Annotated in this window: 19 protein-coding genes; 16 read left to right on the top strand and 3 right to left on the bottom strand. The window is 48.4% G+C overall.

What is annotated here, in order from left to right; translation table 11 throughout:
* Nucleotides 1–11 precede the first annotated feature (11 nt).
* The 4 genes from dnaK to NO559_RS00650 all read left to right on the top strand — a co-directional run bounded on the left by dnaK (nt 12) and on the right by NO559_RS00650 (nt 6,902).
* Nucleotides 12–1,940, top strand: a complete 1,929-nt coding sequence (gene dnaK / locus NO559_RS00665; RefSeq protein ID WP_258329836.1) for a molecular chaperone DnaK — start codon at nt 12–14, stop codon at nt 1,938–1,940.
* 131 nt (nt 1,941–2,071) lie between these two features.
* Nucleotides 2,072–3,208: a molecular chaperone DnaJ gene (dnaJ, locus tag NO559_RS00660; protein WP_258329835.1), complete on the top strand. Its 1,137-nt coding sequence runs from the start codon at nt 2,072–2,074 to the stop codon at nt 3,206–3,208.
* Between the two features lie 60 nt (nt 3,209–3,268).
* Nucleotides 3,269–4,075, top strand: a complete 807-nt coding sequence (gene dapB / locus NO559_RS00655; RefSeq protein WP_258329834.1) for a 4-hydroxy-tetrahydrodipicolinate reductase — start codon at nt 3,269–3,271, stop codon at nt 4,073–4,075.
* 364 nt (nt 4,076–4,439) lie between these two features.
* Nucleotides 4,440–6,902: a DUF6351 family protein gene (locus tag NO559_RS00650; protein ID WP_258329833.1), complete on the top strand. Its 2,463-nt coding sequence runs from the start codon at nt 4,440–4,442 to the stop codon at nt 6,900–6,902.
* A gap of 53 nt (nt 6,903–6,955) precedes the next feature.
* On the opposite strand, the gene NO559_RS00645 is transcribed toward NO559_RS00650, so the two are convergent.
* Nucleotides 6,956–9,127 (bottom strand): malate synthase G, encoded by a 2,172-nt coding sequence (locus tag NO559_RS00645; protein ID WP_258329832.1) that lies wholly within the window; start codon nt 9,125–9,127, stop codon nt 6,956–6,958.
* 127 nt (nt 9,128–9,254) lie between these two features.
* A complete protein-coding gene (locus tag NO559_RS00640; protein ID WP_258329831.1) occupies nt 9,255–10,202 on the bottom strand; it encodes a LysR family transcriptional regulator in 948 nt (315 codons plus the stop codon).
* A 136-nt stretch (nt 10,203–10,338) separates the two neighbouring features.
* Here NO559_RS00640 and NO559_RS00635 point away from each other — a divergent pair, with 136 nt between their 5' ends.
* From NO559_RS00635 to NO559_RS00585, 11 genes are all read left to right on the top strand, one after another.
* Nucleotides 10,339–11,934 (top strand): isocitrate lyase, encoded by a 1,596-nt coding sequence (locus NO559_RS00635; RefSeq protein ID WP_258329830.1) that lies wholly within the window; start codon nt 10,339–10,341, stop codon nt 11,932–11,934.
* A gap of 194 nt (nt 11,935–12,128) precedes the next feature.
* Nucleotides 12,129–12,686, top strand: coding sequence for a hypothetical protein (locus tag NO559_RS00630; protein ID WP_258329829.1), 558 nt, complete (start codon nt 12,129–12,131; stop codon nt 12,684–12,686).
* A gap of 237 nt (nt 12,687–12,923) precedes the next feature.
* Nucleotides 12,924–14,969 carry an RHS repeat domain-containing protein gene (locus NO559_RS00625; RefSeq protein ID WP_258329828.1) on the top strand — a complete coding sequence of 682 codons (2,046 nt, stop codon included), beginning with the start codon at nt 12,924–12,926 and terminating at the stop codon, nt 14,967–14,969.
* Between the two features lie 8 nt (nt 14,970–14,977).
* Nucleotides 14,978–15,436: a hypothetical protein gene (locus NO559_RS00620; protein ID WP_258329827.1), complete on the top strand. Its 459-nt coding sequence runs from the start codon at nt 14,978–14,980 to the stop codon at nt 15,434–15,436.
* Nucleotides 15,437–15,579: 143 nt separating this feature from the next.
* Complete coding sequence (locus NO559_RS00615) at nt 15,580–16,203, top strand: glutaredoxin family protein (protein WP_258329826.1); 624 nt, start codon at nt 15,580–15,582, stop codon at nt 16,201–16,203.
* 784 nt (nt 16,204–16,987) lie between these two features.
* Complete coding sequence (gene rraA, locus NO559_RS00610; protein ID WP_258329825.1) at nt 16,988–17,476, top strand: ribonuclease E activity regulator RraA; 489 nt, start codon at nt 16,988–16,990, stop codon at nt 17,474–17,476.
* Between the two features lie 49 nt (nt 17,477–17,525).
* The gene (aceK, locus tag NO559_RS00605; protein WP_309149044.1) at nt 17,526–19,271 is read left to right on the top strand and encodes a bifunctional isocitrate dehydrogenase kinase/phosphatase; all 1,746 of its coding nucleotides are present in this window, start codon (nt 17,526–17,528) and stop codon (nt 19,269–19,271) included.
* A 305-nt stretch (nt 19,272–19,576) separates the two neighbouring features.
* Nucleotides 19,577–20,731: a glutamine-hydrolyzing carbamoyl-phosphate synthase small subunit gene (gene carA / locus NO559_RS00600; RefSeq protein ID WP_258329824.1), complete on the top strand. Its 1,155-nt coding sequence runs from the start codon at nt 19,577–19,579 to the stop codon at nt 20,729–20,731.
* A 90-nt stretch (nt 20,732–20,821) separates the two neighbouring features.
* Nucleotides 20,822–24,040 carry a carbamoyl-phosphate synthase large subunit gene (gene carB, locus NO559_RS00595; protein ID WP_258329823.1) on the top strand — a complete coding sequence of 1,073 codons (3,219 nt, stop codon included), beginning with the start codon at nt 20,822–20,824 and terminating at the stop codon, nt 24,038–24,040.
* An 18-nt stretch (nt 24,041–24,058) separates the two neighbouring features.
* Complete coding sequence (greA, locus tag NO559_RS00590) at nt 24,059–24,535, top strand: transcription elongation factor GreA (RefSeq protein WP_258329822.1); 477 nt, start codon at nt 24,059–24,061, stop codon at nt 24,533–24,535.
* Between the two features lie 273 nt (nt 24,536–24,808).
* Nucleotides 24,809–25,228 carry a hypothetical protein gene (locus NO559_RS00585; RefSeq protein ID WP_258329821.1) on the top strand — a complete coding sequence of 140 codons (420 nt, stop codon included), beginning with the start codon at nt 24,809–24,811 and terminating at the stop codon, nt 25,226–25,228.
* A gap of 12 nt (nt 25,229–25,240) precedes the next feature.
* On the opposite strand, the gene NO559_RS00580 is transcribed toward NO559_RS00585, so the two are convergent.
* A complete protein-coding gene (locus NO559_RS00580; RefSeq protein WP_258329820.1) occupies nt 25,241–25,549 on the bottom strand; it encodes a YhbY family RNA-binding protein in 309 nt (102 codons plus the stop codon).
* A gap of 161 nt (nt 25,550–25,710) precedes the next feature.
* On the opposite strand from NO559_RS00580, the gene rlmE reads away from it, so the two are divergent.
* Nucleotides 25,711–26,334, top strand: coding sequence for a 23S rRNA (uridine(2552)-2'-O)-methyltransferase RlmE (gene rlmE, locus NO559_RS00575; protein ID WP_258329819.1), 624 nt, complete (start codon nt 25,711–25,713; stop codon nt 26,332–26,334).
* Nucleotides 26,335–26,346: the final 12 nt, after the last annotated feature.

Genomic DNA, 26,346 nt, shown 5'->3' with positions numbered 1-26,346 from the left:
GGAGTATGACAATGGGTAAGATAATTGGTATTGACTTGGGTACAACCAACTCTTGTGTTTCTATACTAGAGAATGGTAAAGCCAAAGTAATTGAAAACGCTGAAGGCGATCGCACTACGCCTTCCATCGTGGCCTATACAGCTGACGGTGAAATTTTAGTCGGCCAAAGCGCTAAGCGTCAGGCTGTCACCAACCCCAACAACACTTTATTTGCGGTTAAGCGTTTAATCGGCCGCAAGTTTAAAGACGACGTAGTACAAAAAGACATTTCCATGGTGCCTTACAAAATCTCAGCTGCCGACAATGGCGATGCTTGGGTAGAAGTTAATGGCGAAAAAATGGCTCCCCCTCAGGTGTCTGCTGAAGTCTTGAAAAAGATGAAAAAGACCGCTGAAGAATATTTAGGCGAAGCAGTGACCGAAGCGGTAGTTACTGTACCGGCTTACTTTAACGACTCACAACGTCAAGCGACTAAAGACGCGGGTAAAATCGCTGGCCTAGAAGTTAAGCGTATTATCAACGAGCCTACTGCTGCGGCACTCGCTTATGGTATGGACCAAACTAAGGGCGACCACACAATTGCGGTATACGACTTGGGTGGTGGTACCTTCGATATTTCTATTATCGAAATTGCTGAAGTAGACGGCGAGCACCAGTTTGAAGTGCTTTCTACCAACGGTGACACTTTCCTAGGTGGTGAAGATTTCGACTTACGTTTAATTGAATATTTGGCTGCTGAGTTTAAGAAAGAGCAAGGCATAGATTTACACAACGATCCGCTAGCGCTACAGCGTTTAAAAGAAGCTGCTGAAAAAGCGAAAATCGAGTTGTCTTCTAGCCAACAAACTGAAGTGAACTTGCCTTATATTACTGCTGATGCCACTGGCCCTAAACACTTAGTGGTTAAGCTAACTCGCGCTAAGTTAGAGTCACTGGTTGAAGACTTGGTAGTTAACTCGCTGAAGCCTGTTAAGCAAGCCTTAGCCGATGCTGATTTATCAACCTCTGAAATTGACGACATCATTTTAGTGGGCGGTCAAACCCGTATGCCTTTAGTACAAGCTAAAGTGGCAGAGTTTTTCGGCAAGGCACCACGTAAAGATGTAAACCCTGATGAAGCGGTAGCCATGGGTGCTGCGATTCAAGGTGCGGTATTAAGCGGTGATGTTAAAGACGTATTGTTGCTAGACGTAACCCCATTAAGTCTAGGTATAGAAACCATGGGCGGCGTGGCCACTACTTTGATAGAGAAGAACACCACGATTCCTACTAAGAAGTCGCAGACTTTCTCTACTGCCGAAGATAACCAGTCAGCGGTAACCATACACGTAGTGCAAGGTGAGCGTAAGCAAGCGGCACAAAACAAATCATTGGGTCGTTTTGACTTGGCCGATATCCCACCTGCACCACGGGGTATGCCACAAATCGAAGTAACCTTCGACATAGATGCCAACGGTATTTTACACGTAGGCGCTAAAGACAAGGCTACCGGCAAAGAGCAATCTATACGCATTACCGCGTCTAGTGGCTTGTCGGATGACGAAATCGAAAACATGGTACGCGACGCGGAAGCTAATGCCGAAGCCGATAAAAAGTTTGAGGAAGTAGTAACTGCTCGCAACACCTTGGAAGGTTTAATCCACGCCACTAAGAAAACCTTAGAAGAAGCGGGTGATAAAGCAGATGCCGCTGAAAAGTCAGCCATAGAAGAGGCCATCAAAGGTGCTGAAGAAGTGGTCAGCGGCGATGACAAAGAAGCGATGGAAGCTGCAACACAAAAGCTAACCGAAGCTTCTAGCTCATTAGCTCAAAAGCTATACGCCGAAGAGCAAGCCAAAGCACAAGCCGCTGGCGGTGACGCCGGTGCCGGTGCTGAGCAAGCCGAGCCTGCTGATGACGTAATGGATGCCGAGTTTGAGGAAGTGAAAGACGATAAATAAGTCGTCAGTCACTAGTGCGCTAGTTCTTAGTCTCTAGAGGCTAGGTACTAGCAACTACTTCCTATCTAATTATTAACGCGGATCCTGTATCCGCGTTTGCTGTATCTAAAGAACACAGAAGTTGAGCAACCATGTCAAAACGCGATTATTATGAAATTTTAGGGGTTAGCAAGGATGTTTCCGAGAAGGATCTAAAAAAAGCTTATCGCCGGGTAGCTATGAAGCACCATCCCGACCGTAACCCCGATGACAAAGCCTCTGAAGAAAAATTCAAAGAAGCCAGCGAGGCTTATGAGATTCTTTCTGATAGCCAAAAACGTGCGGCTTACGATCAGTACGGCCATGCTGGTGTTGATGGTAGCGCCGGTGGTGGTTTTGGTGGCGGCGGTGCCGGTAATTTCAGCGATATTTTTGGCGATGTGTTTGGTGATATCTTTGGTGGCGGCGGAGGCGGTGGCAGGCATCGTGGACCGCAGCCGGGCTCTGATTTACGCTACAACCTAGAGATAGATTTAGAGGAGGCCGTTAAAGGTACTACCACTAAAATTCGTATTCCTACTCTAGTTGCTTGTAAGCCCTGTGATGGTAGCGGTGCCAAAAAAGGCAGTACGCCAGTAAGTTGTACCACCTGTGGCGGTGCTGGCCAGGTGCGCATGCAACAGGGCTTTTTCTCGGTGCAGCAAACCTGCCCCAACTGCCGTGGTAAGGGCAAAATGATTTCTGACCCCTGTAGCAGCTGCTATGGCCAGGGCAGGGTTGAAGAAACCAAAACCCTATCGGTTAAAGTTCCGCCCGGTGTAGATACCGGTGACCGTATACGTTTATCAGGCGAAGGTGAGGCCAGCCCCGATGGTGGCCCCAGTGGCGATTTATATGTGCAAATGAATGTACGCCCGCACAAAATTTTTGAGCGCGATGGCAAGCATTTATATTGTGAAGTGCCTATTTCCATAGTCGATGCCGCTTTAGGTGGCGAGTTAGAAGTGCCTACTTTGGATGGCCGCGTTAAATTAAAAATTCCATCCGAAACACAAACGGGCAAACTATTTCGCCTGCGTGGTAAGGGTGTAACCCCAGTACGCGGCGGCTCTACCGGTGATTTGTTGTGTAGGGTATCGGTAGAAACACCGGTAAACCTAACCAAAAAACAAAAAGAGCTGTTGAAAGAACTACAGCAAACCTTTGAGGACGGCAATGGCGATCAGTCGCCTTTGAAAAAGTCTTGGTTTGAAGGTGTTAAAAACTTTTTTGACGATATGAAAATATAGTTCCTAGTCGCTAGTTTCTAGAAGCTAGCGACTAGCGACTGATTTCACGAGTAAACAATAATGACAGTAAGAATCGCAGTAACCGGTGCCGCTGGGCGTATGGGTAAGGCCTTGATAGAGGCTGCGCACTTAGCCGAGGGCGCCAAACTAAGCGCTGCCATAGTTCGTCCCGATAGCTCTTTGGTAGGGGCAGATGCTGGCGAGATAGCGGGCTTGGGTAAGCTGGATGTGGCCATAGCCGGCGATATTAACGCCGTGCTAGATGACTTTGATGTGCTGATAGATTTCACCACGCCGGCGGCCACTGTGGCCAACGCGCAGGCCTGTGCGGCAGCGGGTAAGCAGCTGGTTATAGGCACCACAGGCTGCACTGAGCAGGAGCTGACGGCTATTCAGCAGGCCGCTGGGCAGACTGCGATTTGCATGGCCTCTAATTTCAGTACTGGCGTTAACGTGACCTTTAAGCTGCTGAATATGGCGGCACAAATCTTGGGTCACGATTACGATGTAGAAATTGTTGAAGCCCATCACCGCCACAAAGTCGACGCTCCTTCAGGCACGGCGCTGAGCATGGGTGAGGCAGTAGCCACTGGCTTGGGGCAAAAGCTTAAAGATGTGGCCGTGTACGCCCGCGAAGGGCAGGTAGGGCCGCGCAGTAAAGATGAAATCGCTTTTGCTACTGTGCGCGGCGGCGATGTGGTAGGTGATCACACGGTGATGTTTTTAGCCGACGGTGAGCGAGTAGAAATCACCCACAAGGCTAGCTCGCGTATGAGCTTTGCCCGCGGTGCAGCCCGTGCTGCGGTGTGGTTGGCTGCGCAACCGGCCGGTTTATACGATATGCAAGATGTACTGGGCTTAAAATAGCTGGGCGACTGTGTCGGCTCTTGTTTGGGGCCTGCTGTTATTAGACCGATTCACCATAAATAAATTTTTTTAATATTTTTTCTCTGTAAAAACTACCTATAGCCGTGCTGTTTCAGTACGGCTTTTTTCGATAATTCTCCTCTGTAAAAGAAGTGGCCACTAACCGTTGGCGATTGCCGTCGGCATTGTGTTGATTTATAAAACGCTGCGGTCTAATTCCTTGTATATACTCTAAGTAAGTCAGGTTTTTATTAGCGGCTATTGTTAATAGCTTTTTGCAAAGCATCTTTTGGTATAACAATAACAATCCCCTAGGTTAGCAAGGCCTATGTGCTGTAGTGGTATGTCTACGAGGTGATTGATAATGAAAAAGTTACTTAAATATTGCGCCGTTTTATTTACCGGACTTTTTTTATTATCTTTGGGGGCGGTTTTGTACGTGTTGGCGCAGGTTAGGCCTATGCCCGAACAAACCAAACAATATGTTGTGGGCATGCCGGCCATGGCGGATGAGCTTTCTACTCCTGCAGCTTATAGCGGGCTGCACCCCAGGTATAGCAGCCGCCCCAACGAAACTTTTTCATTCCCTATTAGCTTAGGTAGCACTGGCCCCGTGCAGCCCTTATTTGCCGGTGCTAACCGCTACCCTTTTTTATGTGGCCGCAATAAAGTCCATAGCCTGCAGCCTATGATAGATAATCAGCATAGGCTGGGGGTGCCGGTGTATGGCGGTGATGGTGATAAAGGACTGAGTGAAGAAATAATTGGTTACAGCAAAGATTGTTCCCACCTTACTCAGGCCAGTTATTTTTATAATCGACTAGGCACAGCGAAATTTTATCCGCTAGCTGAGGCAAATAATGATATTGCCAAAATTACAGTTAACGGCCGCGAGATAGATTTTATAGTGCGCTTAGAAACCGGCACGATTAACCGTTATTTTTATGGCCTAGCGGTATTAAAAGGTGCTGGTAGCCTGGCTGAGCCCAGTGTGGAAAATTGGAATCAGCGCCTGATTTATCAGTTTCGCGGCGGCGTGGGTATAGGCAAACGGCAGGGCAATATTAAATCCGCAGATTTGCTGGAACGCCGCTACGAGGCCATTAAGCAGGGCTATGCAGTGGTTTATTCCACTGCTAATCAAACCAGTAATCACTACAATATTTGGTTGGCAGAAGATACCGCGCTGCGGGTCAAAAAACAGTTTCAAAGCTTATATGGCGAGCCTCTGTATACCGTGGGTATAGGTGGTTCCGGTGGTGCTATACAGCAGTATTTATTTGCGCAAAATAATCCCGAACTATTAGATGCCGCTATTGCTTTGTACTCCTACCCCGACATGGTAACGCAAACTACTTATGTGATGGATTGCGAGCCCTTGGAGTATTATTTTGATGTTACCGACGCCGCCAACCCACTGTGGCGCAGTTGGAAAAAACGCAGCTTAATAGAAGGTGTTAATGCCCAGGAAGAGGCGGACAATGAGTTTGCCTTTCTTTCCTATGCGGCAGCATTATTAAATGGTGAGCTGCCTAAGATTAGTAAAGGCTCCAGCGAATGTGTGCAGGGTTGGCGCGGTTTAACCCCGGTAGTACACAACCCCAACTTTATTCATTTTTCTAAAAAATACCGCCGCCGTATTGCCGATAACGAACACTGGACCCATTGGGATGATCTCAAGCAGTTTTATGGTGTGGATGAGCACGGCTATGCCAATAGCACCTGGGATAATGTGGGGGTGCAGTATGGTTTACAGGCTTTGCGTAACGGTGATATTAGCCCTGAGTTATTTTTAAACATAAACAGCCATGTAGGCGGTTGGAAACCCTTTCATGAAATGGAGCAAGAGAAGTATTGGTTAATGCTGGGTAAGGTTTTGCCCGTCGATTTTTCCCAGTGGAGCCACCACAATATGCTGCTCAGTGAGGGAGCCAAACCTGCTGCTAGAACGCGAGGCAGCTTAGCCGCTATGCACGGAGCTTATCGCTCTGGCCATGTGTTTTTGGGCTATGCCGATATCCCCATTATTGATTTACGCCACTATTTGGAAGATGAGTTAGACATGCATCACAGCACGGCCTCGTTTGCCAGCCGTGTGCGTATGCTGAAAGGCCAGGGTCATGCGGATAACCAGTTGATATGGATGACGGAAAAGCCGCATATTCCTATAGTCGAGGCTTTAAGCTTGCTGGATCAGTGGTTGCAAAATCAGCGTCTACACCCCGACAAAACCATCGCAGCGAATAAGCCAGCGGCGGCACAGGATGCCTGTTTTAATGCTGCCGGGCAGTTGTTGGCAGAGGGTGAAGATGTGTGGAATGGCGATTGGAATCAGCAGCCGGATGGTGCTTGCAGCCAAGTATACCCGCGCTATAAAACCTCGCGCGAGGTGGCGGGCGATAGCATCGCTGGGGATGTGTTTAAGTGCCAGTTGCAACCCGTGGCACAGGCCATGGCGGCAGGTGTTTATGGCCGAATTAATATGCAGCCCTTACAGGCGCAATTAGAGCGCGTATTCCCCGAGGGGGTTTGCGATTATAGCCAAAAGGATGCGGGCTTACCGGTGAGTGTGTGGCTGGGTGAGCCCAGTCAGCAGCTGGTTGCTAGCCCCACAGGTCTGGGTGAGAGAGTGGCTGCTGTTGAAGAGGTTGAACTGAATAATGCCGCGTTGAACAATACCGCGTTGAACAAGCCAGTTTTAGACGACGCCACTTTACACAGCACCTCTGTAGACAAGGCAGCGGGTCATCCTGTTGGGCGTAGCCATGGCCAAGGCACAGCAGCGATTAGCGTGGCTCCCATGGCGCTGTCTTTATTGCAGCCCTAAAAAAATGCCCTGCCTAAATGTTTTAGGCAGGGCATGGTGTTTGCTAATTGTGCTTAAGTGTTGGCGGCAGCTTTTAGCGCCAAACGCTTAGCGTGTAATACCGGCTCGGTATAGCCGCTGGGTTGTTCGCAGCCTTTAAACACTAAATCGCAGGCCGCTTGAAAGGCGATGCCGTCAAAGTTGGGGGCCATATTAATATAGGCTGGGTCGCCAGCATTTTGGCTGTCTACTATGGCGGCCATACGTTTTAGCGTTGCCATCACTTGCTCTTGGCTGCATATGCCATGGTGTAACCAGTTGGCGATATGCTGGCTGGAAATACGCAGAGTGGCGCGGTCTTCCATTAAGCCTACGTTGTTTATATCAGGTACTTTTGAACAGCCTACCCCTTGGTCTACCCAGCGCACTACATAGCCTAAAATGCCTTGGGCGTTGTTATCCAGCTCTCTTTGTATTTCGGCGTCGCTAAGTTTGCGATCACCTAATAAAGGAATTGTTAAAATATCGTCTACGTTGGCAGCAGTGCGTTGTTTGATTTGTTGCTGCTGGCTTTGTACATCTACTTGGTGGTAGTGCATGGCGTGCAGGGTGGCGGCGGTGGGTGAGGGTACCCAAGCTGTGTTGGCTCCTGACATGGGGTGGGCAATTTTGGCCTGCATCATTTTGGCCATGCTGTCGGGCTCGGCCCACATGCCTTTGCCAATTTGTGATTTGCCTTGTAGGCCACAGGCTAGGCCTATATCCACATTGGAGTCTTCGTAGGCGCTAATCCATTTTTGCGCTTTCATATCGGCCTTGGGCACCATGGGGCCGGCCTCCATGCTGGTGTGTATTTCGTCACCGGTGCGATCTAAAAAGCCGGTGTTGATAAATACCACCCGCTCTTTAGCAGCGCGTATGCATTCTTTAAGGTTAACTGAAGTGCGGCGCTCTTCATCCATAATGCCCACTTTAATGGTGTTGCGCGTTAGCCCAAGGGCGTCTTCTATGCGGGCAAATAATTCGTTAGTAAAAGCCACTTCTTCTGGGCCGTGCATTTTGGGTTTAACAATATTAATACTGTTGGCGCGGCTGTTTTGTAGGGGGCCGTTGCCTTTTAAATCGTGTATGGCAATCAGTGAGGTGACCATGCCATCCATTATGCCTTCGGGTATTTCATGGCCCTGGCTATCTAAAATTGCGGGGGTAGTCATTAGGTGGCCAACATTGCGTATAAACAGCAGGCTGCGACCTTTTAATTTAAGCTTTTTGCCCTTAGGGCTGGTGTAGCTGCGGTCGGGGTTAAGGCGGCGCACGGACTCCTGCTGGCCTTTTTTAATGGTAACGGCTAAGTCGCCTTTCATTAGACCCAGCCAGTTGCTATAGGCTAGCGCTTTATCTTCACCATCTACTGCGGCAACGGAGTCTTCGCAATCCATAATGGTGGAAAGAGCAGCTTCTAAATTGACGTCTATAACACCGGCGGCATCAACACTGCGAGACAGCTTTTGGTCTATTTCTATCTCAAAGTGCAGGTTATTGTGTTTGAGTAGCACGATGTCGGGCTTGTTGGCTTCGCCTTGATAGCCCTGCAGCTGTGAGTTGTCGACTAGGGTGACGGTTTCGCCATCTTTAAGTCGCACATTGAGCTTGCCGTTATTGATGCTGTAATCGGCGGCATCTTTGTGCGAGGCACCGTTTAAGGGCGCCGCGCTGTCCAAAAACTCTTTTGCTAGGCGGCGTACTTCATCGGCACGCAGGGCATTGAAGCTGCTGGTCTTAGCTAATTCGCCTTCGTCGGGGATAACGTCAGTGCCATAGAGTGCATCGTATAGGCTGCCCCATCTAGCGTTGGCGGCGTTGAGGGCAAAGCGCGCATTCATAATAGGCACTACTAGTTGTGGCCCCGCTTGCTCGGCAATTTCTGGCTCTATATTTTGAGTGCTAATGCTAAAGTCTTCGCCTACGGGGACTAGGTAGCCTATCTCTGCTAAAAAGCTTTTGTATTCGGCGAAATTGAGTGTTTGCCCTAGCCTGGCTTTATGCCATTGGTTGATTTGCTGTTGCAGCTGGGCGCGTTTTTCTAACAGGGCTTTATTTTTGGGGGTTAGGTCGTTGAGTATGGCTTCAAAACTTTGCCAAAAATGATCGGCGTCTACGCCGGTGCCGGGAATAATTTGCTGATTGATTAGCGTGTGTAGTGTGCTGTCGACTTGTAAGCCGCCCTGTTGAATGCGCGTTGCCATGGTAAAGCCCTAAACATCTAAGCGAATGGAGTGAGGAAATAGTCTGTTTCCTCATTCTATGTAGGGCACCATGATAAATCTAATTAATAGTTGTTATGTTCGCTATAAGGCTTGTGAATAAGCCGGTTTAGTTACCGCTTTCTATCTCTTCGGCCACGCTCTTAATCAAGCGGCGCATCCACTGGTGGCCGGGGTTGCTTTGTAGCAAGGGGCTCCAAGCCATTTTTAGCTCTAGGGGCTGGATGGGGAAGGGGGCGGGTTTGATCAGCAGCTTGGGGTTATCTCGTTGTGAGAGTGCGGCCTTGCTGGGTACGGTAACGATCAGGTCTTTTTGTTCGGCCATTTGCATGGCGGACAAATAGTGGCGGGTAAAAACCGTGATGTTGCGGGTTTTACCCAGCTTGCCCAGCTCGTTATCTACCCAGCCCAGGCGCTGCACATCGCTGGGGTTTACCCCTACCCCTGTGCCCATGCCGGTTTTGCTAACCCACACATGCTGTGACTCTAAGTAGCTGTCCAGGTTGAAGTTTTGCGCTACGGGGTTGTCGCGGCTAAACAGGCAGGAGAAGCCATCATGCCATACGGTGGTTTGGTGAAAGGATTGCGGGATGTCGTCAAAACGGTTGATGACCATGTCCACTTTGCCCTGCTCTACATCCTCATAGGTCACATCACTGGGCGTCATAATATCCAGGCGTATATTGGGGGCCTGCGCGCGCAGGTGTTTGAGTAGGGGGATGGTTAAAGTGGATTCGGTATAGTCGCTGGCCATAATGCGAAACACGCGGTCGCTGTTTTTGGCATCAAATTCGGCGGTGGGCTGTACTGCTTTTTCTACGCTGGCCAGCATATTGCGCACCACGGGTTGTAGCTCCTGCGCGCGTTCGGTGGGCATCATACCCTCGCTGGTGCGCACTAATAGAGGGTCGCCAAATAAATCCCGTAACCGCCTCAGGCCGTTACTCATGGCTGGTTGGCTAATGCCTAATTGGTTGGCAGCCTTGGTGACATTGCGCTGGCGCAGTAGCACATCTAGGTAAACGAGTAGGTTGAGGTCTATGCGAGATATATTCATTGAAAAAATACCGGATATAAAAACTATAAATTAGCTAAATCATCTCATGCTCAGATAGACTTTGTCTACGCTTTAGCTAAGGTCTCTTTTGGATGACCTAATCTACCAATCAGTCAGTAATCAGTAAGGAAGTCACATGTCAGCTATTAATCAAGACATCCAAGCCATAGCCGCTCTTAAAGAGGCCGCCGGCAGCCCATGGGATGCCATTAACCCTGAATCAGCCGCTCGCATGCGTGCGCAAAACAAATTTAAAACGGGTCTAGATGTTGCTCGTTATACCGCGGGTGTTATGCGTCGCGATATGGCTGAGTTTGACAAAGACAAGACTAAGTACACTCAGTCGCTAGGTTGCTGGCACGGTTTTATCGGCCAACAAAAACTGATTTCTATTAAGAAGCATTTTGGTAGCACCGAGCGCCGCTACTTGTACCTTTCTGGTTGGATGGTTGCTGCTTTGCGTTCTGAGTTTGGTCCATTACCTGACCAGTCTATGCACGAGAAAACAGCGGTAGCCTCTTTGGTTGAAGAGCTATACACCTTTTTGCGTCAAGCTGATGCTCGTGAATTAGGTGGCTTGTTCCGCGAGTTGGACGCGGCGCGTGAAGCGGGTGACAAAACTAAAGAAGCTGAAATACAAGATAAAATCGACAACCACGAAACCCATGTAGTACCTATTGTTGCTGATATAGACGCCGGTTTTGGTAACGCCGAAGCGACCTACCTAATGGCTAAGCAAATGATTGAAGCCGGTGCTTGCTGTTTACAAATTGAAAACCAAGTAGCTGACGAAAAGCAGTGTGGCCACCAAGACGGTAAAGTGACAGTGCCTCACGCAGACTTCCACGCCAAAATCCGCGCATTGCGTTACGCCTTCCTAGAGTTAGGTGTAGATGACGGTGTTATTGTTGCACGTACCGACTCTGAAGGTGCTGGCCTAACCAAAGAAATCGCGGTAGTTAAAGAGCCGGGCGACCAAGGTGATGTCTACAACTCTTTCCTAGACGTTGAAGTCGTTGCCCCTGAAGATACTGCCGAGGGCGACGTATTAATCAGCCGCAATGGCAAGCTGGTACGTCCTAAGCGTTTACCTTCTGGTTTATACCAATTCCGTCAAGGTACTGGCCACGAGCGTTGCGTATTCGATTGTATAGAAGCAATCAATGCCGGTGCCGACATGTTGTGGATAGAAACAGCGGTGCCTACTGTGCACGAAATCAAAGGCATGATGGATGAGGTGCGTAAAGTACACCCTGATGCCAAGTTGGTTTACAACAACTCACCATCGTTTAACTGGACGTTGAACTTCCGCCAGCAAACTTACGATGCATGGGTAGCTGAAGGTAAAGACGTTTCTGCTTACGATCGCGCTAACTTGATGTCGGCTGAATACGATGACTCTGAGTTGTCAGCAGCCGCTGATGCTCGTATCAGAACCTTCCAGGCGGATACCGCCCGTGAAGCGAACGTATTCCACCACTTGATTACCTTACCGACTTACCACACGGCTGCATTGTCTACTGACAACTTGGCTAAAGAGTACTTCGGTGAGCAAGGCATGTTAGGCTATGTAGCTGGCGTACAGCGTAAAGAAATTCGCCAAGGCATAGCCTGTGTTAAGCACCAAAACATGTCGGGTTCTGACATTGGTGACGATCACAAAGAATACTTTGCCGGTGAAAACGCGCTTAAAGCTGCTGGTGAAAAGAACACCTCTAACCAGTTTGGTTAAGGGGTGGTGAGTCGCTAGTGGCTAGTTTTTAGTCGCTGGCAAAGAAAGGCGGCCCTAGGGTCGCCTTTTTTGTTGCTGATACACTATTATGCTTTTAACAGGCTTAGAGCCTGTATTCGTTTGTCATTCTCGCGAAGGCGGGAATCTATATATTTTTGCTCTCACAATAGTGGGAGCCCATAGGGATTTATTTCATGCCAGCCCCCGAATCTTTACAAGACGCCAAAAAACTCTTAACCGAAAACGGTTTTGCCGTTGCTGATACCTGGTACCACGGCACCTCGTCGGCCTTGCTTGAATCTATTTTAAGCAAGGGCCTAAATCGCTCTGGCGATAAGGCGATTAAACAGGCAGCTAAGCAAACCATGGCAACAATAGGTAACGCTTATACCGAAACCATAGAGCCGGTATTTTTAACTCAGAGTAAAGAGCTGGCCTATTACTGGGCTGAGCAGGCGGTTAAAAACCGCGCAGTGCGCTTTGCGGGCGAAGAAACGCCGGTAGTATTGGCGGTTAAACTCCCTGCTGAACTCAACGCTGCAGTTAAACCCGATGTAGGTGCCGCTAGCTTGTTGATGACTAAAGAGGGTGAGGGCTATATGGCCTTTATTACTTCACTGTACGATTCTGCGGGTTTAGCTGTACCGGCAATAGACTTAATGAAGGCTGATCGTATGGATTACCTCAATTTATTGGGTATGGCTTATTACAATAAAGATATTGCTGCTGAGTTTGTGACGGAACTGCAATAACAGAGCAGCGTGCTTTGAGCTTATTGTCTTTAATTATGTATAACCCTATTCATCTAGCTCAGAGCCTCACTTGGCTCAAGTAGCTTAATATGCTTAACTGAGCGGCGTTAAAAATAATAACTGGTTTCTTTGTTAGCAGGTTTGTAAGGTTCTGATACGACTGTATTTGATGGGGGGCTTTCCCCCTGCCTTGCTATACCACTACCAGGAAGCTCGCGTAATTGATAAGGATAGTTAGTGTTCGCGAGTCAAAATAATCAACATACATGCTGCTCTAATAGTGTTGACCCAAAACGGCTTAAGCCGATTAGAATAAGCGCGATTGTAACTATCTCTGCGTCTAGGGAGGGCTGCAATAACAGCCAGCTTGGCTGCGCTAATGATACTACCCACTACAGCTACGATTTACGCAACCTACAACTCTCAGAAACCAAAGCACTGGACGTGGGCACTAATCGCAAACACCGCTATCAATACGATGCGGCCGGTAACTTAAGCCGTTACCTTAATGCCAAAGGTGAGGTGGCTGATTACCGTTATGACGATGCCAACCGTTTAGTGGCAGTCGATTACTTTAACAACGTCACCGCTGCCGACGCGGCAAGCCCAGCGCCGGTTAAACAGGTGGCGTACCACTACAACAATAACAACCAAATGGTGGGCTACACCGATAGCACCAGCTCCGAAACCCGCACCTTTACTGCTAGGGGTAAACTGGCCTCGGTAACCACCCATTTTGGCAGCTTTAGTAAAACCTATAGCTACACCTACACCGCCAATGGCTTAATCAAAACCTATACCAACCCCGAAAACATCACCGTAAGCTATGGCTACAACGCCAATAAGCAAATTAGCAGTGTGTCTATACCCGGCCAGGGCATCATCAGTTGGGGCGATTTTAACTGGTTATCACCCGGCAGCATGCATTATCCCGGTGGTAGCAAAACCCTGTGGACGCAAGACGGTTTACTGCGCCAAAGCCATAGGCAGCTGCAAGACCCAGCCAGCAATTCACTGGCCACTGCGGCCTACAGCTACGATGCCGAATCCAATATCACCGCCATTAGCACCGAGCAAGGCGATTACAATTTTGGCTACGATAATCTCTACCGCTTAAGCCATAGCGATACCCCGGTGGAGTCTGTGCACTATGACTACGATGGCGTGGGCAACCGTACCAAAGCGCTTAATGGCGGCAGCACCCTTGCTGCATATAATGCCAATAACCAACTGCAAAGCTACGGCGGCCTTAGCTACCAATACGACGCCAACGGCCACACCATCCAAAAAACCGGCGGCAGCTTACACCCCGTTATTAATTACCACTACGATGTCAGCCAACGTTTGCAGCAGGTTGATAATGGCAATAGCACTTTAGCCACGTATAGCTATAACCCCTATGGCCAGCGTATAAGCAAAACCACCGCGGCGGGCACCACCTATTATTTGTATACCGTGCAGGGCTTGGCGGGGGAATACGATAGTGCGGGTAACTTAATTGTTGAGTATCAATTTAAACCGCAGTCCACGTGGATGACCAATCCCCTGTATCAACGCCGTGCCAGTGGTGAGTACTTTTATTATCACAATGATCATTTAGGCACGCCGCAGAAGATGGTAAAGGCTAATGGCCAGGTGGTTTGGCAGGCGCAGTATGGGGCGTTTGGTGAGGCGTTTGTTGCGGTTGAGGTTGTTGAGAATAATTTGCGGTTTCCGGGGCAGTATTTTGATGGGGAGTCGGGGCTGAGTTATAACTATTTTCGGGATTATGATGCGGAGGTGGGGAGGTATTTGCAGAGTGATCCGATTGGGATGAATGGGGGGCTGAATTATTATCTTTATGCGGCTGGTGGGCCGTTGGTTAATGTGGATCCTACTGGGGAGATAGTTACTGTAGGGTCGGCAGCCATTGGCGCAGTACTTGGAGGGATTTGTGCCGGTCTGCAAGGGCAAAGTGTTTTAGGGGGAATGCTTACTGGTGCAATAGGCGGTTTGATTCCAGGCCCATTAGGCATAGCGATAGGGGCAGCTATAACTCAAGTTGCTAATCCGTCAAGCTGCCCTGTCGGCACTATACTAGGCACGGTGGCAAATAATAAAGTGGGAAATGCTGCGTCATCTAATGCGAATAATAAAAGCAATAATTATAAAAATAAAGCAAATAAATACCCTAGTAGTCGAGGAGGATATAATAAATTAGCCGAAAAATATGCTCGCTCTGCTGCAAGGAAAAGTGGTGTTTTTGGTTGTGTTGCTAGCTACGCTGTAGGGAGATTTTTTTAGGCATGAGTATGTTAGGGAGTAAATCATTCAATTTTTTTGTAATTATTATTTTTTCTGTTTTTTTGTCAATGACAGAATTTTACACCAAAAGTTTAACTGTTATTTATAGGCTTGTTTTTTATGATTTTGACGGGGTCGCTGGCGGCGTTATAGTCTCTTCTGAAAATATACAAAAGTGTGGTGGGTATGGATGTTCCGATACGTATAATATTGTTTATGAATATAAAGTTTTAGGGAAGGCATATAGGTCCTCTTATGTCAGAAATGATTTAATGTCAAATGATGTTAATGATATTTTAAATAAATACACCGTTAACAAGAAAGTTGATGTTTATTATAGTCTAAAGGATCATTCGGTTTCGGTTCTGGATCCATCTGGAGTTGGAGGTGCTGCATTTCTTCAAGTTTTTTATGTTTTAATTGCAACCGGTTTTGGATATAGCATATTGAAGGAGTATAGAAAATGAGTGGCAAATATGGTTGAAATAAACGGGGTCAGAGTGACTTTAACGGAAAAAGGAATAAACGGGGTCAGAGTGACTTTTAGTCAACCATTAAGTACTTTGAAGTTTACAAATACACTAATCCAGAAAAGGTCTTTTCATAAACGATGAAGAATTTAGTTATTATGATATTGGCCGTGGCAGCGGTGTATAAAGGCTACGGGTATTTCAATAAGGCTGAGCCATTGGCCTCTATGACCGATGCTGATGTTATGTTGTTTACCAGTGAAGTGTGCCATCAGCCTTGCATTGATGCCCGAGCGGTTTTAAGAGAAACCTCGGTAAAAGTTGAAGAGATTTTAGTGGGCGACAGTAACCCGGGGAGTTGGGAGCGGCTTAAAAAAGTGAAGCGCAGTGCGGTTGCGCCGCTATTGATCACCAAAACGGGGCGGGTAGAGGGCTTCAACCGTGTGGAATATTTATCAGCTATTGGCGATAGTGAAGGCGTTGATGTTTTACCCTGGGATGCCAAAGAGGTACTGGCCAGTCATTTTTATAATGGCTCCCCTAAATTGGTTATGTACGGCACTCAATGGCGCCCTTACTGCCAAAAAGCCAAAAAGTATTTTGCAGAAAATAATATTTCATATGAAGAACGTGATGTAGAAGCTAATAATGATTACAAAAGAAAGTATACCTGGTTGCAGTCTTCAGGTTACCCGCTGTTTTATTACGGTGCGAAGCGCTTACAGGGTTTTGATGAGAAAGCTGTTGCGCGGCTAGTGGAATAAAAACGGAGGGGGGTAACTCTGGCAGCTAGGGTATTTATTTAAGCTAAAAGTGTGAGTTACGCCCAAAACGCTCGCCATGTTCATTGGGCTGGTACTTCCGGCCTGTTAGTTGAAATGCAGCTGCTAGCTGTGGATACCGGCTTTTGCCCACAGCTGTCCGGGATAAATTATAGGAAAATGCGTTTCGGCCTACACTATAAAGCACGAAACGCATTAAATCAGAATGGATACTCAATTTTTAATGCGTCACCCTCGCGAAAGCGGGGGTCCAGAACAACGGAATAGATCAATCCAGGAAAATTACTTTGAGTTTAATAACAGCCTGTATTTAGAGTCGTTAATGGTAAATTTGAATGTTGATGTGTGTAGGCCTTTTATCGTAACTGGATACCCGCTTTCGCGGGTATGACGATTAGGAGATTATTCCGGACAGTAGTGGGCTTTTGCCGGTATGACACTGTAATGAGAGGGTGTGGTTTAAGTAAATGTTGCTCAAAAAAACGCACTATCCTGATTTGGCGCGCTGCCTGGCGGGGGTGATGTCCCTAGTAAGGTGAAAGTGGTCAGAAACCAGGCAGGTATTTAGAGTTGAGTTTGAATACGAAGTTACAAGATTGATGGGCAAGTTGAAGTCTACGGTTAAGGGCGTATTTTTATTCTGCTCTTGTTTCAATAATGTAGGTTTATACTGGTTATACTAATTGCTTTATAGGGTGGCAGCTGGATTTTTGTTAGGCTTTAATCTTACTGGACAGAGCAAATTTTCTAAGAAGGCGAAGCTAATATGCATATATCCACCCCCGATTTATGTGACGAATACGGCGATGCCGTACAAGTAGTAGAACCAATATTTACCCATTACGGCCCCATACGCCGCTTTGGTGGTGAAGTGGTTACCGTTAAATGCTTTGAAGATAACTCCAAAGTGGCCGAGCTAGTTGCCACCGAAGGCAAGGGTAGGGTGTTGGTGGTCGATGGTGGTGGCTCTCCTAGGCGCTCATTGCTAGGCGATATGCTGGTGGCCAAGGCCGTTAGCAATGCTTGGGCGGGTATAGTGATTTACGGCTATATACGCGACGTAGAGGACATAGCCGAAATGGATATGGGGGTGATGGCTTTAGGCACCATCCCTAGAAAAACCGAAAAGCGCGGTGAAGGCCAAATCAATATCCCCCTGCAGTTTGCTGGGGTAACAATCAACCCCGGCGATTACCTCTACGCCGACGGCACTGGCGTTATTGTTGCTAAAGAGTCGCTAGTGGCTAGTTCCTAGTCGTTAGAAAAAGCTAGAGACTGTAGACTAATAACTAGAGACTAAAAACATGGGTATGACCCGCTCGCTGCGTTTAGCCAAGGCCATTTTAAATGGTTTTGATTCTTTTTTTGGTGATTTTCAAAACGTCACCTTGGGTGCGCAGGCGCGCTTTGAAAAGGCAGACTGGAATCTAGTGCAGGCGGAAATGAGTAATCGCCTGTCTATGTATAAAAAGAAGGTAGCCGAGGTGGCGGCGGTGGCCGAGACGGTGGCGGGTGATTTGCTGGGCGACCCTCAGGTTTGGGAACATGCCAAGCTTGATTATGCCGACATCGTTGAAACCCATAGCAACTATGAAATAGCGCAAACGTTTTTTAATTCAGTTTACTGTTTTATTTTTAAACACAGAAAAATCCGCGACAAGTTTTCCTTTGTTTTTGATGATGACGATTTAGATATAGACATCCCGCCCAGTAAGATTTTAGACAGTTACAAAATTAGCGATTTAAACAAGTTTGTGCGCACGGTGTTGGCGAGCACTGATTTTAATGTGCCCTTTGAAGATTTTGAGCGTGATGTAGAGCGCGTGGAAGAGGTGTTGCAGCCGTTATTGGGTGAGCGCTTGCAGCAGGGTGAGACCTTTAAGGCAGAAATACTGGAGTCATTATTTTATCGCAATAAAGCGGCCTATTTGGTGGGGCGCATTATAGATGGTGAAGACAGTATGCCTTTTGTGCTGCCCTTTATGAATAATGAGCGCGGTGGCATCTATGTGGATACTGTGCTGCATGAAACCGATGATGTCAGTATTTTATTTAGTTTTACCCGTAGCTATTTTATGGTGGATGCCTCGGTGCCCTCGCAGTTTGTGGCTTTTTTAAAAAAACTAATGCCGCAAAAAGAAGTATTTGAATTGTATAGTGCGCTGGGGTTCGCCCGCCATGCTAAAACTGTGTTTTTCCGCCGCGCCGTATGGGAGACCATGCACTCCGATGATGAGTATGTCACCGCGCCGGGGATTAAGGGCATGGTGATGCTGGTGTTTACCCGCCCCGGCTTTGATTATGTGTATAAAGTGATCAAGGATAGATTCACCCCGCCTAAAGATATGACTCGCGCCCAGGTGGAGGAAAAGTATTTTCTGGTTAAGCGCTGGGATAGGGCCGGGCGCATGGCCGACACCCAGGAGTTTAAGAACCTGGTATTTGATAGGCGCCGCTTTTCCGATGAGTTAATGGCCGAGCTAATGCGCGAGGTGCCCAGCCAAATTGAGGAGCTGGGCAATGTGCTAATACTCAAGCATGTTTATGTAGAACGCAAAATGGTGCCGCTAAACCTCTATCTCAAAGATGCCAGCGATCAGCAAATAGAAAGCGTGATGGATGAGTACGGCAATGCCATTAAGCAGCTGGCGGCGGTTAATATCTTCCCCGGTGATATGTTGTTGAAAAACTTTGGGGTGACCCGCCATGGCCGGGTGGTGTTTTACGACTACGATGAAATCTGCCCCTTGCTGGAGTGTAATTTTCGCAAAATTCCCCAGCCGCAAACCGAGGAGCAGGAAATGGCCAGCCACCCTTGGTATAACGTGGGGCCTAACGATATCTTTCCTGAAGAGTTTCGCTTGTTTTTTTCGGGCAATCAGCGCGCCAGGGCGGTGTTTGACCGCCTGCACAGCGATATTTACAAGGTGGAGTTCTGGCAGCGCCTGCAAAAGCAGATACGCAATGGTCAGATAAAGAGCGTATTCCCCTATAGGCGTAAATACAGTTTTAAGCGGCCCCGTAAAAAGGCTTTGGCGGAGCTGCAATAAGGCTGAAATTAAGCCCCAGCTCACTGGACAATAGCCCAACTTTTGCGTAGAATCGCCCGCCAAGTTAGACCAGTGGTCAACGGCGTCAAAACTCCCTTAATTTATCAGTATGAGCCTGTTTATGGGTATTAAGATAAGCGCACGGGTAAAGCATTCATAAAAAGCGAGATGAGGTATTCTTCATCTCGCTTTTTTACAGTCTGCAGCATGGGTTTTATGCCTTTATGCAGCAAGACGCCTAACACCACTGCTATCTCCCGCACTCGCGGACAACCCATTTTTTGTCCTATATATTGGAGGTTTGCTTGACGGTACCAGCCATACTCGCCCTAGAAGACGGAAGCATTTTTCGGGGTTTAGCCATCGGTGCCCAGGGGCACTCAGTCGGTGAAGTTGTGTTTAACACGGCGATGACCGGCTATCAGGAAATTTTGACTGACCCTTCCTATGCCAAGCAAATCATCACCCTGACTTACCCTCACATAGGTAATACCGGCACCACAGTAGAAGACGAAGAGGCTAGCCAAATCTGGTCTGCGGGCCTGGTGATACGTGACCTGCCCTTGCTGGCCAGTAACTTTCGCAACCAGCAAAGCCTGCAAGATTATCTAAAAGCCAAAAATATTATAGGCATAGCCGATATAGATACCCGCCGCCTTACCCGCATTTTGCGTGACAAAGGTGCGCAAAATGGCTGCATTATGGCCGGCGACGATATAGACGAAGCCAAGGCGCTAGACTTAGCTAAAGGTTTTGCTGGCTTGAAAGGCATGGACTTGGCGAAAGTGGTCAGCACCAAAGAGGCTTATAACTGGCAGCAAGGCAGCTGGACTTTACCTTCTGACCAGCTGACTGGCGAGAGCTATAAAGAGTACAGCGACGCTGAGTGCAAGTTTCACGTAGTCGCTTATGACTTTGGGGTGAAACGCAATATCCTGCGCATGCTGGCCGATCGCGGCTGCAAGTTAACGGTAGTGCCCGCCGAAACCCCAGCGGCTGAGGTCTTGGCTATGAATCCTGACGGTATATTCCTGTCCAACGGCCCCGGCGACCCAGAGCCCTGTACCTATGCTATAGAGGCGATAAAGGCCTTTTTGGAAACCGATATCCCCATCTTCGGCATCTGCCTAGGCCACCAATTGTTGGCGTTAGCCAGCGGTGCCAAAACCTTAAAGATGAAGTTTGGCCACCACGGTGCTAACCACCCAGTGCAAAACCTGGATGATGGCACAGTATTGATTACCAGCCAAAACCACGGCTTTGCCGCTGATGAGGCGACCTTGCCAGCTAATATCAGGGTGACGCACAAGTCGCTATTTGATGGCTCCTTGCAGGGTATACATCGCACCGATAAGCCAGCCTTTAGTTTTCAGGGCCATCCTGAAGCTAGCCCCGGCCCCCATGAGGCGGCCAACTTATTCGATCACTTTATTGAGTTGATGGAAGCGCACAAGGCTTAAAGGTATGCCACTCCCTACAGAGTGGCATATTTGTATATTGCACAGCACAACGACGAATTGAACACATTAAAACGCTAGGTTAATAGATAGATGCCAAAAAGAACCGACATAGAAAGCATATTAATACTGGGTGCTGGCCCGATAGTTATCGGCCAAGCCTGTGAGTTTGACTACTCGGGTGCGCAAGCCTGTAAGGCGCTACGCGAAGAGGGTTATCGGGTAATTTTGGTGAACTCTAACCCCGCCACCATTATGACCGACCCCGTTATGGCGGACGCTACCTATATAGAGCCCGTAGAGTGGCGCACGGTAGAAAAGATCATAGAGAAGGAGCGCCCCGACGTTATCCTACCCACTATGGGTGGCCAGACTGCGTTGAACTGTGCGTTGGATTTGGCTAGAGAAGGTGTGCTGGAAAAATACAATGTTGAGCTGATTGGTGCCACTAAAGAAGCCATAGATATGGCTGAAGACCGCGATCTGTTTGACCAGGCTATGAAGCGTATAGGCCTAGAAACGCCGCGCTCGGGCATAGCTCACAATATGGAAGAGGCCTTAGCGGTACTTGATGAGCTGGGCTTCCCCTCAATCATTCGCCCCTCGTTTACCATGGGTGGCACCGGCGGCGGTATTGCGTACAACAAAGAAGAGTTTATCGAAATTTGTGAGCGCGGCCTGGATTTATCCCCCACCAATGAGCTGCTAATCGATCAGTCGCTAATTGGCTGGAAAGAATACGAAATGGAAGTGGTGCGCGACAAAAACGATAACTGCATTATCGTCTGCGCCATAGAAAACTTTGATCCCATGGGGGTGCATACCGGCGACTCGATTACTGTGGCGCCCGCGCAAACCTTGACTGATAAAGAATACCAAATCATGCGTAACGCCTCCTTGGCGGTATTGCGTGAGATAGGTGTAGAAACCGGCGGCTCTAACGTGCAGTTTGGCCAGTGCCCCAACACCGGTCGCCTAGTGATTATAGAAATGAACCCGCGGGTATCGCGCTCATCGGCCTTGGCCTCTAAGGCTACTGGTTTCCCCATAGCCAAAGTGGCGGCGAAATTGGCGGTGGGTTATACCCTGGATGAACTGCAAAACGATATTACCGGTGGCGCAACCCCGGCATCTTTTGAGCCCGCTATCGATTACGTCGTGACTAAGATTCCACGCTTCACCTTTGAAAAATTCCCCGCCGCCGATGACCGTTTGCACACGCAGATGAAGTCTGTAGGTGAGGTGATGGCTATAGGTCGCACCTTCCAAGAGTCGGTGCAAAAAGCACTGCGCGGTTTAGAGGTGGGTTCGTCAGGTTTTGAGCATCAAATTGATGTTGATAGACCCGATGCCAAAACTAAAATCATTCGTGAATTGCGTACCCCGGGTGCGGAGCGTATTTGGTATGTGGCCGATGCCTTCCGCTTTGGTATGAGTGTGGATGAGGTCTTTGACTACTGCGCTATAGACCGCTGGTTCCTGGTGCAAATTGAAGATTTAGTGAAATCTGAAAACGCCCTTAAGTCAGTTAACCTAGACGATATTACCGCCGAGCAAATGTTCCGCTTAAAGCGTAAAGGCTTTTCGGATAAGCGCTTATCAGTATTGCTAAACGAAGAGGAGTCAGCGGTTAGGGCGCATCGTAAAGCCTTAAAAGTTAACCCCGTGTATAAGCGTGTTGATACCTGTGCCGCGGAGTTTTCTACCAGCACGGCCTATATGTACTCCACCTACGAGGAAGAGTGCGAGGCCGATGTTAGCGATAGAGATAAAATCCTAGTATTAGGTGGCGGCCCTAACCGTATAGGCCAGGGTATAGAGTTTGATTACTGCTGTGTGCATGCGGCTTTGGCCATGCGCGAAGACGGTTACGAAACCATTATGGTGAACTGTAACCCCGAAACCGTTTCTACGGATTACGACACCTCTGATCGCCTGTACTTTGAGCCGGTAACCTTGGAAGACGTATTAGAAATCGTCGAAAAAGAAAAGCCCAAAGGTGTGATTGTACAGTTTGGTGGCCAGACCCCCTTGAAGCTAGCCCGTGACCTAGAGGCAGCGGGTGTACCCATTATCGGTACCACGCCTGATGCTATAGACCGCGCCGAAGACCGCGAGCGCTTCCAGCACATGATACAAAAGCTGGGCCTAAAACAGCCGCCTAATACTACTGTGCGCTCTACTGAGGCAGCGGTAGAGGCTGCGGCTAATATCGGTTACCCATTAGTGGTGCGCCCCTCTTATGTATTGGGTGGCCGCGCTATGGAAATCGTTTATAACGAAGACGAATTGCTGCGTTATATGACTGACGCCGTGCAGGTATCTAACGAGTCACCAGTATTGTTGGATCACTTCCTTAATGCCGCTGTAGAGATGGATGTGGATGCCGTTAGCGATGGCAAAGAGGTGGTTATAGGCGCGATTATGCAGCATATAGAGCAGGCCGGTGTGCACTCGGGTGACTCTGCGTGCTCGTTGCCGCCTTACTCGCTAAGCAAAGCAAGCCAAGACAAAATGCGCGACATGGTAAAAGCCATGGCTATAGAGTTGGGTGTATGCGGCTTGATGAATGTGCAGCTGGCTGAGCAGGACGGCGAGATTTACGTGATTGAGGTTAACCCCCGTGCCTCGCGTACCGTCCCCTTTGTTTCTAAATGCATAGGCACTTCTTTGGCTAAGATAGCTGCGCGTTGTATGGCGGGCACCAGCTTGGCAGAGCAGGGCTTTACGGAAGAGATTATTCCCAAGTTCTTTAGTGTTAAAGAAGCGGTGTTCCCCTTTAATAAGTTCCAAGGTGTGGACCCCATCTTAGGCCCAGAAATGAAATCCACCGGTGAGGTGATGGGCCTAGGTGAGAGCTTCCCCGAAGCCTTCCGCAAAGCGGTATTGGGCGGCGGTAGCGTAATTCCTACCTCCGGCAAGGCTTTCCTAAGTGTGCGCGAAGCTGATAAGGCGGGCATAGTAGGGGTGGCAAAATCCCTGGTGGATGCTGGCTTTACGCTGGTGGCAACCAGAGGTACGGCAAAAGTGATTAAAGAAGCGGGCATCACCACCGAAGTCGTTAACAAGGTTAACGAAGGCAGGCCTCATGCGGTTGATATGTTGAAAAACGGTGATATAGACCTCATTGTTAATACTACCGAGGGTAGACAGGCTATTGCCGACTCTGCTTCAATCCGTCGTACGGCATTGCAATATAAAGTGTATTACACCACAACCTTGGCAGGTGGCGAGGCTATCTGTGAATCGTTTAAAGCGGGCGATGAAATAAAAGTTCGCCGCTTACAAGACGTACATCAGGGTTTGATATAAAAGGTTTGGTTTAAAAATATGAGTTTAACACCGATGACAGTGGCTGGTGAAAAGGCCCTGAGAGAAGAATTAAATCGCCTAAAAACCGAAGATAGACCGCGTATTATCCAGGCTATCGCTGAGGCCCGCGAACATGGCGACCTAAAAGAAAATGCTGAGTATCACGCCGCGCGTGAGCAACAGGGTTTTTGTGAAGGGCGTATACAGGAAATAGAGGGCAAGCTGGGTGAGTCGCGAGTGATAGACGTCACCACGATTCCCTACTCGGGCAAAGTTATATTTGGGGTGACCGTTACTATTATTAATATAGAAACTGACGAGCCGGTAAAGTACCAAATCGTGGGTGAGGATGAGGCCGACGTTAAGTTGGGCAAGATCTCCATTACCTCGCCTATAGCCAGGGGATTGATTGGCAAGTCCGAAGGCGATGATGTGATTATTCGCACGCCCGGTGGCGATGTTGAGTATGAAATCGAAAAGGTCGAGCACCTGTAACAGTTTGTTGCGAGTTGAAAAAGAGGCGTCAGCCTCTTTTTTTTGCCTATAAAAAATGTTCTGGCAATTACAAAAGCTAATGAGCGCGCTAGTTGCAAGTGCTGCTGGCGAAGTGAGCAATAATAAAAATAAAGGCCTGGCTCAAAAATGGTAATAGTTGGCGTTAATAATTGTTTTAAAAATCCTACATATTGCTATGTTTCACTTATGTTTTTTCTTGTGTGGTCTGTTGAGGCTGCCTGATGTTTGGGGATAACTAAGGTTGTAGTTGCTATGGTATATGCGCTGTCATGGTCTAAAGATGTGCTTAGTGTAAAGCTGGCGGGGGTAATTAATGCCGACACGCTTATGGCTATGGCCGATGAAGTTGCTAGGGATTATCGCTACGATGATTTGCGCAAGCGTATTTACGATTGTACGGCAGTGACCTGTTTTAATTTAAGCCTGCACGATTTAAAAAGCTTTGTGCATATAGATAGTGCGGCTTTTGCTACCAACCCCAATGCGCATATTGCCATAGTGACGGCCAGTGACTCTGTGGCCAAGACTATTGCCCTTTATCAGCAGCGCTTCGTGCAAACCCCTTGGCGGCTAAAGGTCTTTAAAAGCTTGCCCGAGGCGCAGGCTTGGGAGTGTGTGGATTCAGCGCTGGGGTTGGTGGCTGAGCCCAGCCCTAATAAGTCCAGCGAGTAAGTGTTGCTGCGCTTAAAGTGGGCGCAGCAAGTTAGAGAGCTTGGGGTTGGGTTTGGCAGCAGCGCGGTAAATCAGCGCCATTTTACCTATAGATTGCACCAAGGTGGCCCGGTGTTGCTCGCACAGCTGCTGTGCCAGCTGCTTGCGTATGGCGGGGTCATTAACATTGAGTTTAATTTTTATAAGCTCGTGGTCGTTGAGCGCGCGCTCTAATTCTTTTTCCACCCCTGCGGTAATCCCTTTGTCGGCTATCATCACGACGGGCTTTAAGTTGTGGCCTAGGGCGCGGTATTGTTTTTTCTGATCAGGTGTTAATGGCATAATGGCTGGCTTTTGAGGCTGTCTGTTGGGCTGTGGTTTGTGGGATAATAGGCGGCTTTAGTAAATGGCCTAAATCTGCTGCGCTATTGTATAGAAAAGCACAGGTTGGCGATAGAAATAGATGCGCTGGTGTGGCTCTATAAGCAAGGTAATTGGCGGTAATGGCAAAAAAAGCAAGTACGAGTAAAGGTTGGCTAAAAGAGCATTTTGACGACGAATATGTGATGCGGGCCAAGCGCGAAGGCTATCGCTCTAGAGCTTGTTATAAGCTTTTGGAGATACAGCAAAAAGATAAGCTGATACGGCCAGGTATGACGGTGGTGGACTTAGGCTCGGCCCCAGGGGGCTGGTCGCAGGTGGCGGCTGATCTGGTGGGTCACCATGGTAGGGTGATAGCCTCAGACATATTGCCTATGGATGGCCTGGCTGGAGTGGACTTTATACAGGGTGATTTTACCGAAGAGGCAGTCTTCGATGAGATTATGGCGGTAATCAATGATTCCCCGGTAGACCTTGTAATTTCCGATATGGCCCCCAATATGAGTGGTATGAGCGATATAGATCAGCCGCGCTCTATGTATTTAGTGGAATTGGCCATAGATATGGCCAGGCAGGTGCTCAAGCCCAAGGGGATGTTTTTAGCCAAGGTTTTTCAGGGTGAGGGCTTTGAGCCATTAATGGCCGAACTCAAGGCCAGCTTCCAAACCGTTATTACCCGCAAGCCAGCTGCCTCACGCGCTCGTTCCCGTGAGGTATATTTATTGGCTAGAGGATTTAAAGGCTAGTTGCTGTGGTCT

The sequence above is a fragment of the Dasania sp. GY-MA-18 genome (assembly GCF_024734385.1).
Taxonomy (GTDB): domain Bacteria; phylum Pseudomonadota; class Gammaproteobacteria; order Pseudomonadales; family Dasaniaceae; genus Dasania; species Dasania phycosphaerae.
This window is presented reverse-complemented; position numbering and strand designations above follow the sequence as displayed.

Coding starts and splice junctions, on each gene's coding strand:
- carB (WP_258329823.1), top strand. CDS start 20,822: ATGCCAAAAAGAACCGACATAGAAAGCATATTAATACTGGGTGCTGGC.
- NO559_RS00650 (WP_258329833.1), top strand. CDS start 4,440: ATGAAAAAGTTACTTAAATATTGCGCCGTTTTATTTACCGGACTTTTT.
- aceK (WP_309149044.1), top strand. CDS start 17,526: ATGGGTATGACCCGCTCGCTGCGTTTAGCCAAGGCCATTTTAAATGGT.
- NO559_RS00580 (WP_258329820.1), bottom strand. CDS start 25,549: ATGCCATTAACACCTGATCAGAAAAAACAATACCGCGCCCTAGGCCAC.
- NO559_RS00630 (WP_258329829.1), top strand. CDS start 12,129: ATGCCAGCCCCCGAATCTTTACAAGACGCCAAAAAACTCTTAACCGAA.
- rraA (WP_258329825.1), top strand. CDS start 16,988: ATGCATATATCCACCCCCGATTTATGTGACGAATACGGCGATGCCGTA.
- greA (WP_258329822.1), top strand. CDS start 24,059: ATGAGTTTAACACCGATGACAGTGGCTGGTGAAAAGGCCCTGAGAGAA.
- dapB (WP_258329834.1), top strand. CDS start 3,269: ATGACAGTAAGAATCGCAGTAACCGGTGCCGCTGGGCGTATGGGTAAG.
- dnaK (WP_258329836.1), top strand. CDS start 12: ATGGGTAAGATAATTGGTATTGACTTGGGTACAACCAACTCTTGTGTT.
- NO559_RS00635 (WP_258329830.1), top strand. CDS start 10,339: ATGTCAGCTATTAATCAAGACATCCAAGCCATAGCCGCTCTTAAAGAG.
- NO559_RS00615 (WP_258329826.1), top strand. CDS start 15,580: ATGAAGAATTTAGTTATTATGATATTGGCCGTGGCAGCGGTGTATAAA.
- NO559_RS00645 (WP_258329832.1), bottom strand. CDS start 9,127: ATGGCAACGCGCATTCAACAGGGCGGCTTACAAGTCGACAGCACACTA.
- NO559_RS00585 (WP_258329821.1), top strand. CDS start 24,809: ATGGTATATGCGCTGTCATGGTCTAAAGATGTGCTTAGTGTAAAGCTG.
- dnaJ (WP_258329835.1), top strand. CDS start 2,072: ATGTCAAAACGCGATTATTATGAAATTTTAGGGGTTAGCAAGGATGTT.
- NO559_RS00640 (WP_258329831.1), bottom strand. CDS start 10,202: ATGAATATATCTCGCATAGACCTCAACCTACTCGTTTACCTAGATGTG.
- NO559_RS00620 (WP_258329827.1), top strand. CDS start 14,978: ATGTTAGGGAGTAAATCATTCAATTTTTTTGTAATTATTATTTTTTCT.
- rlmE (WP_258329819.1), top strand. CDS start 25,711: ATGGCAAAAAAAGCAAGTACGAGTAAAGGTTGGCTAAAAGAGCATTTT.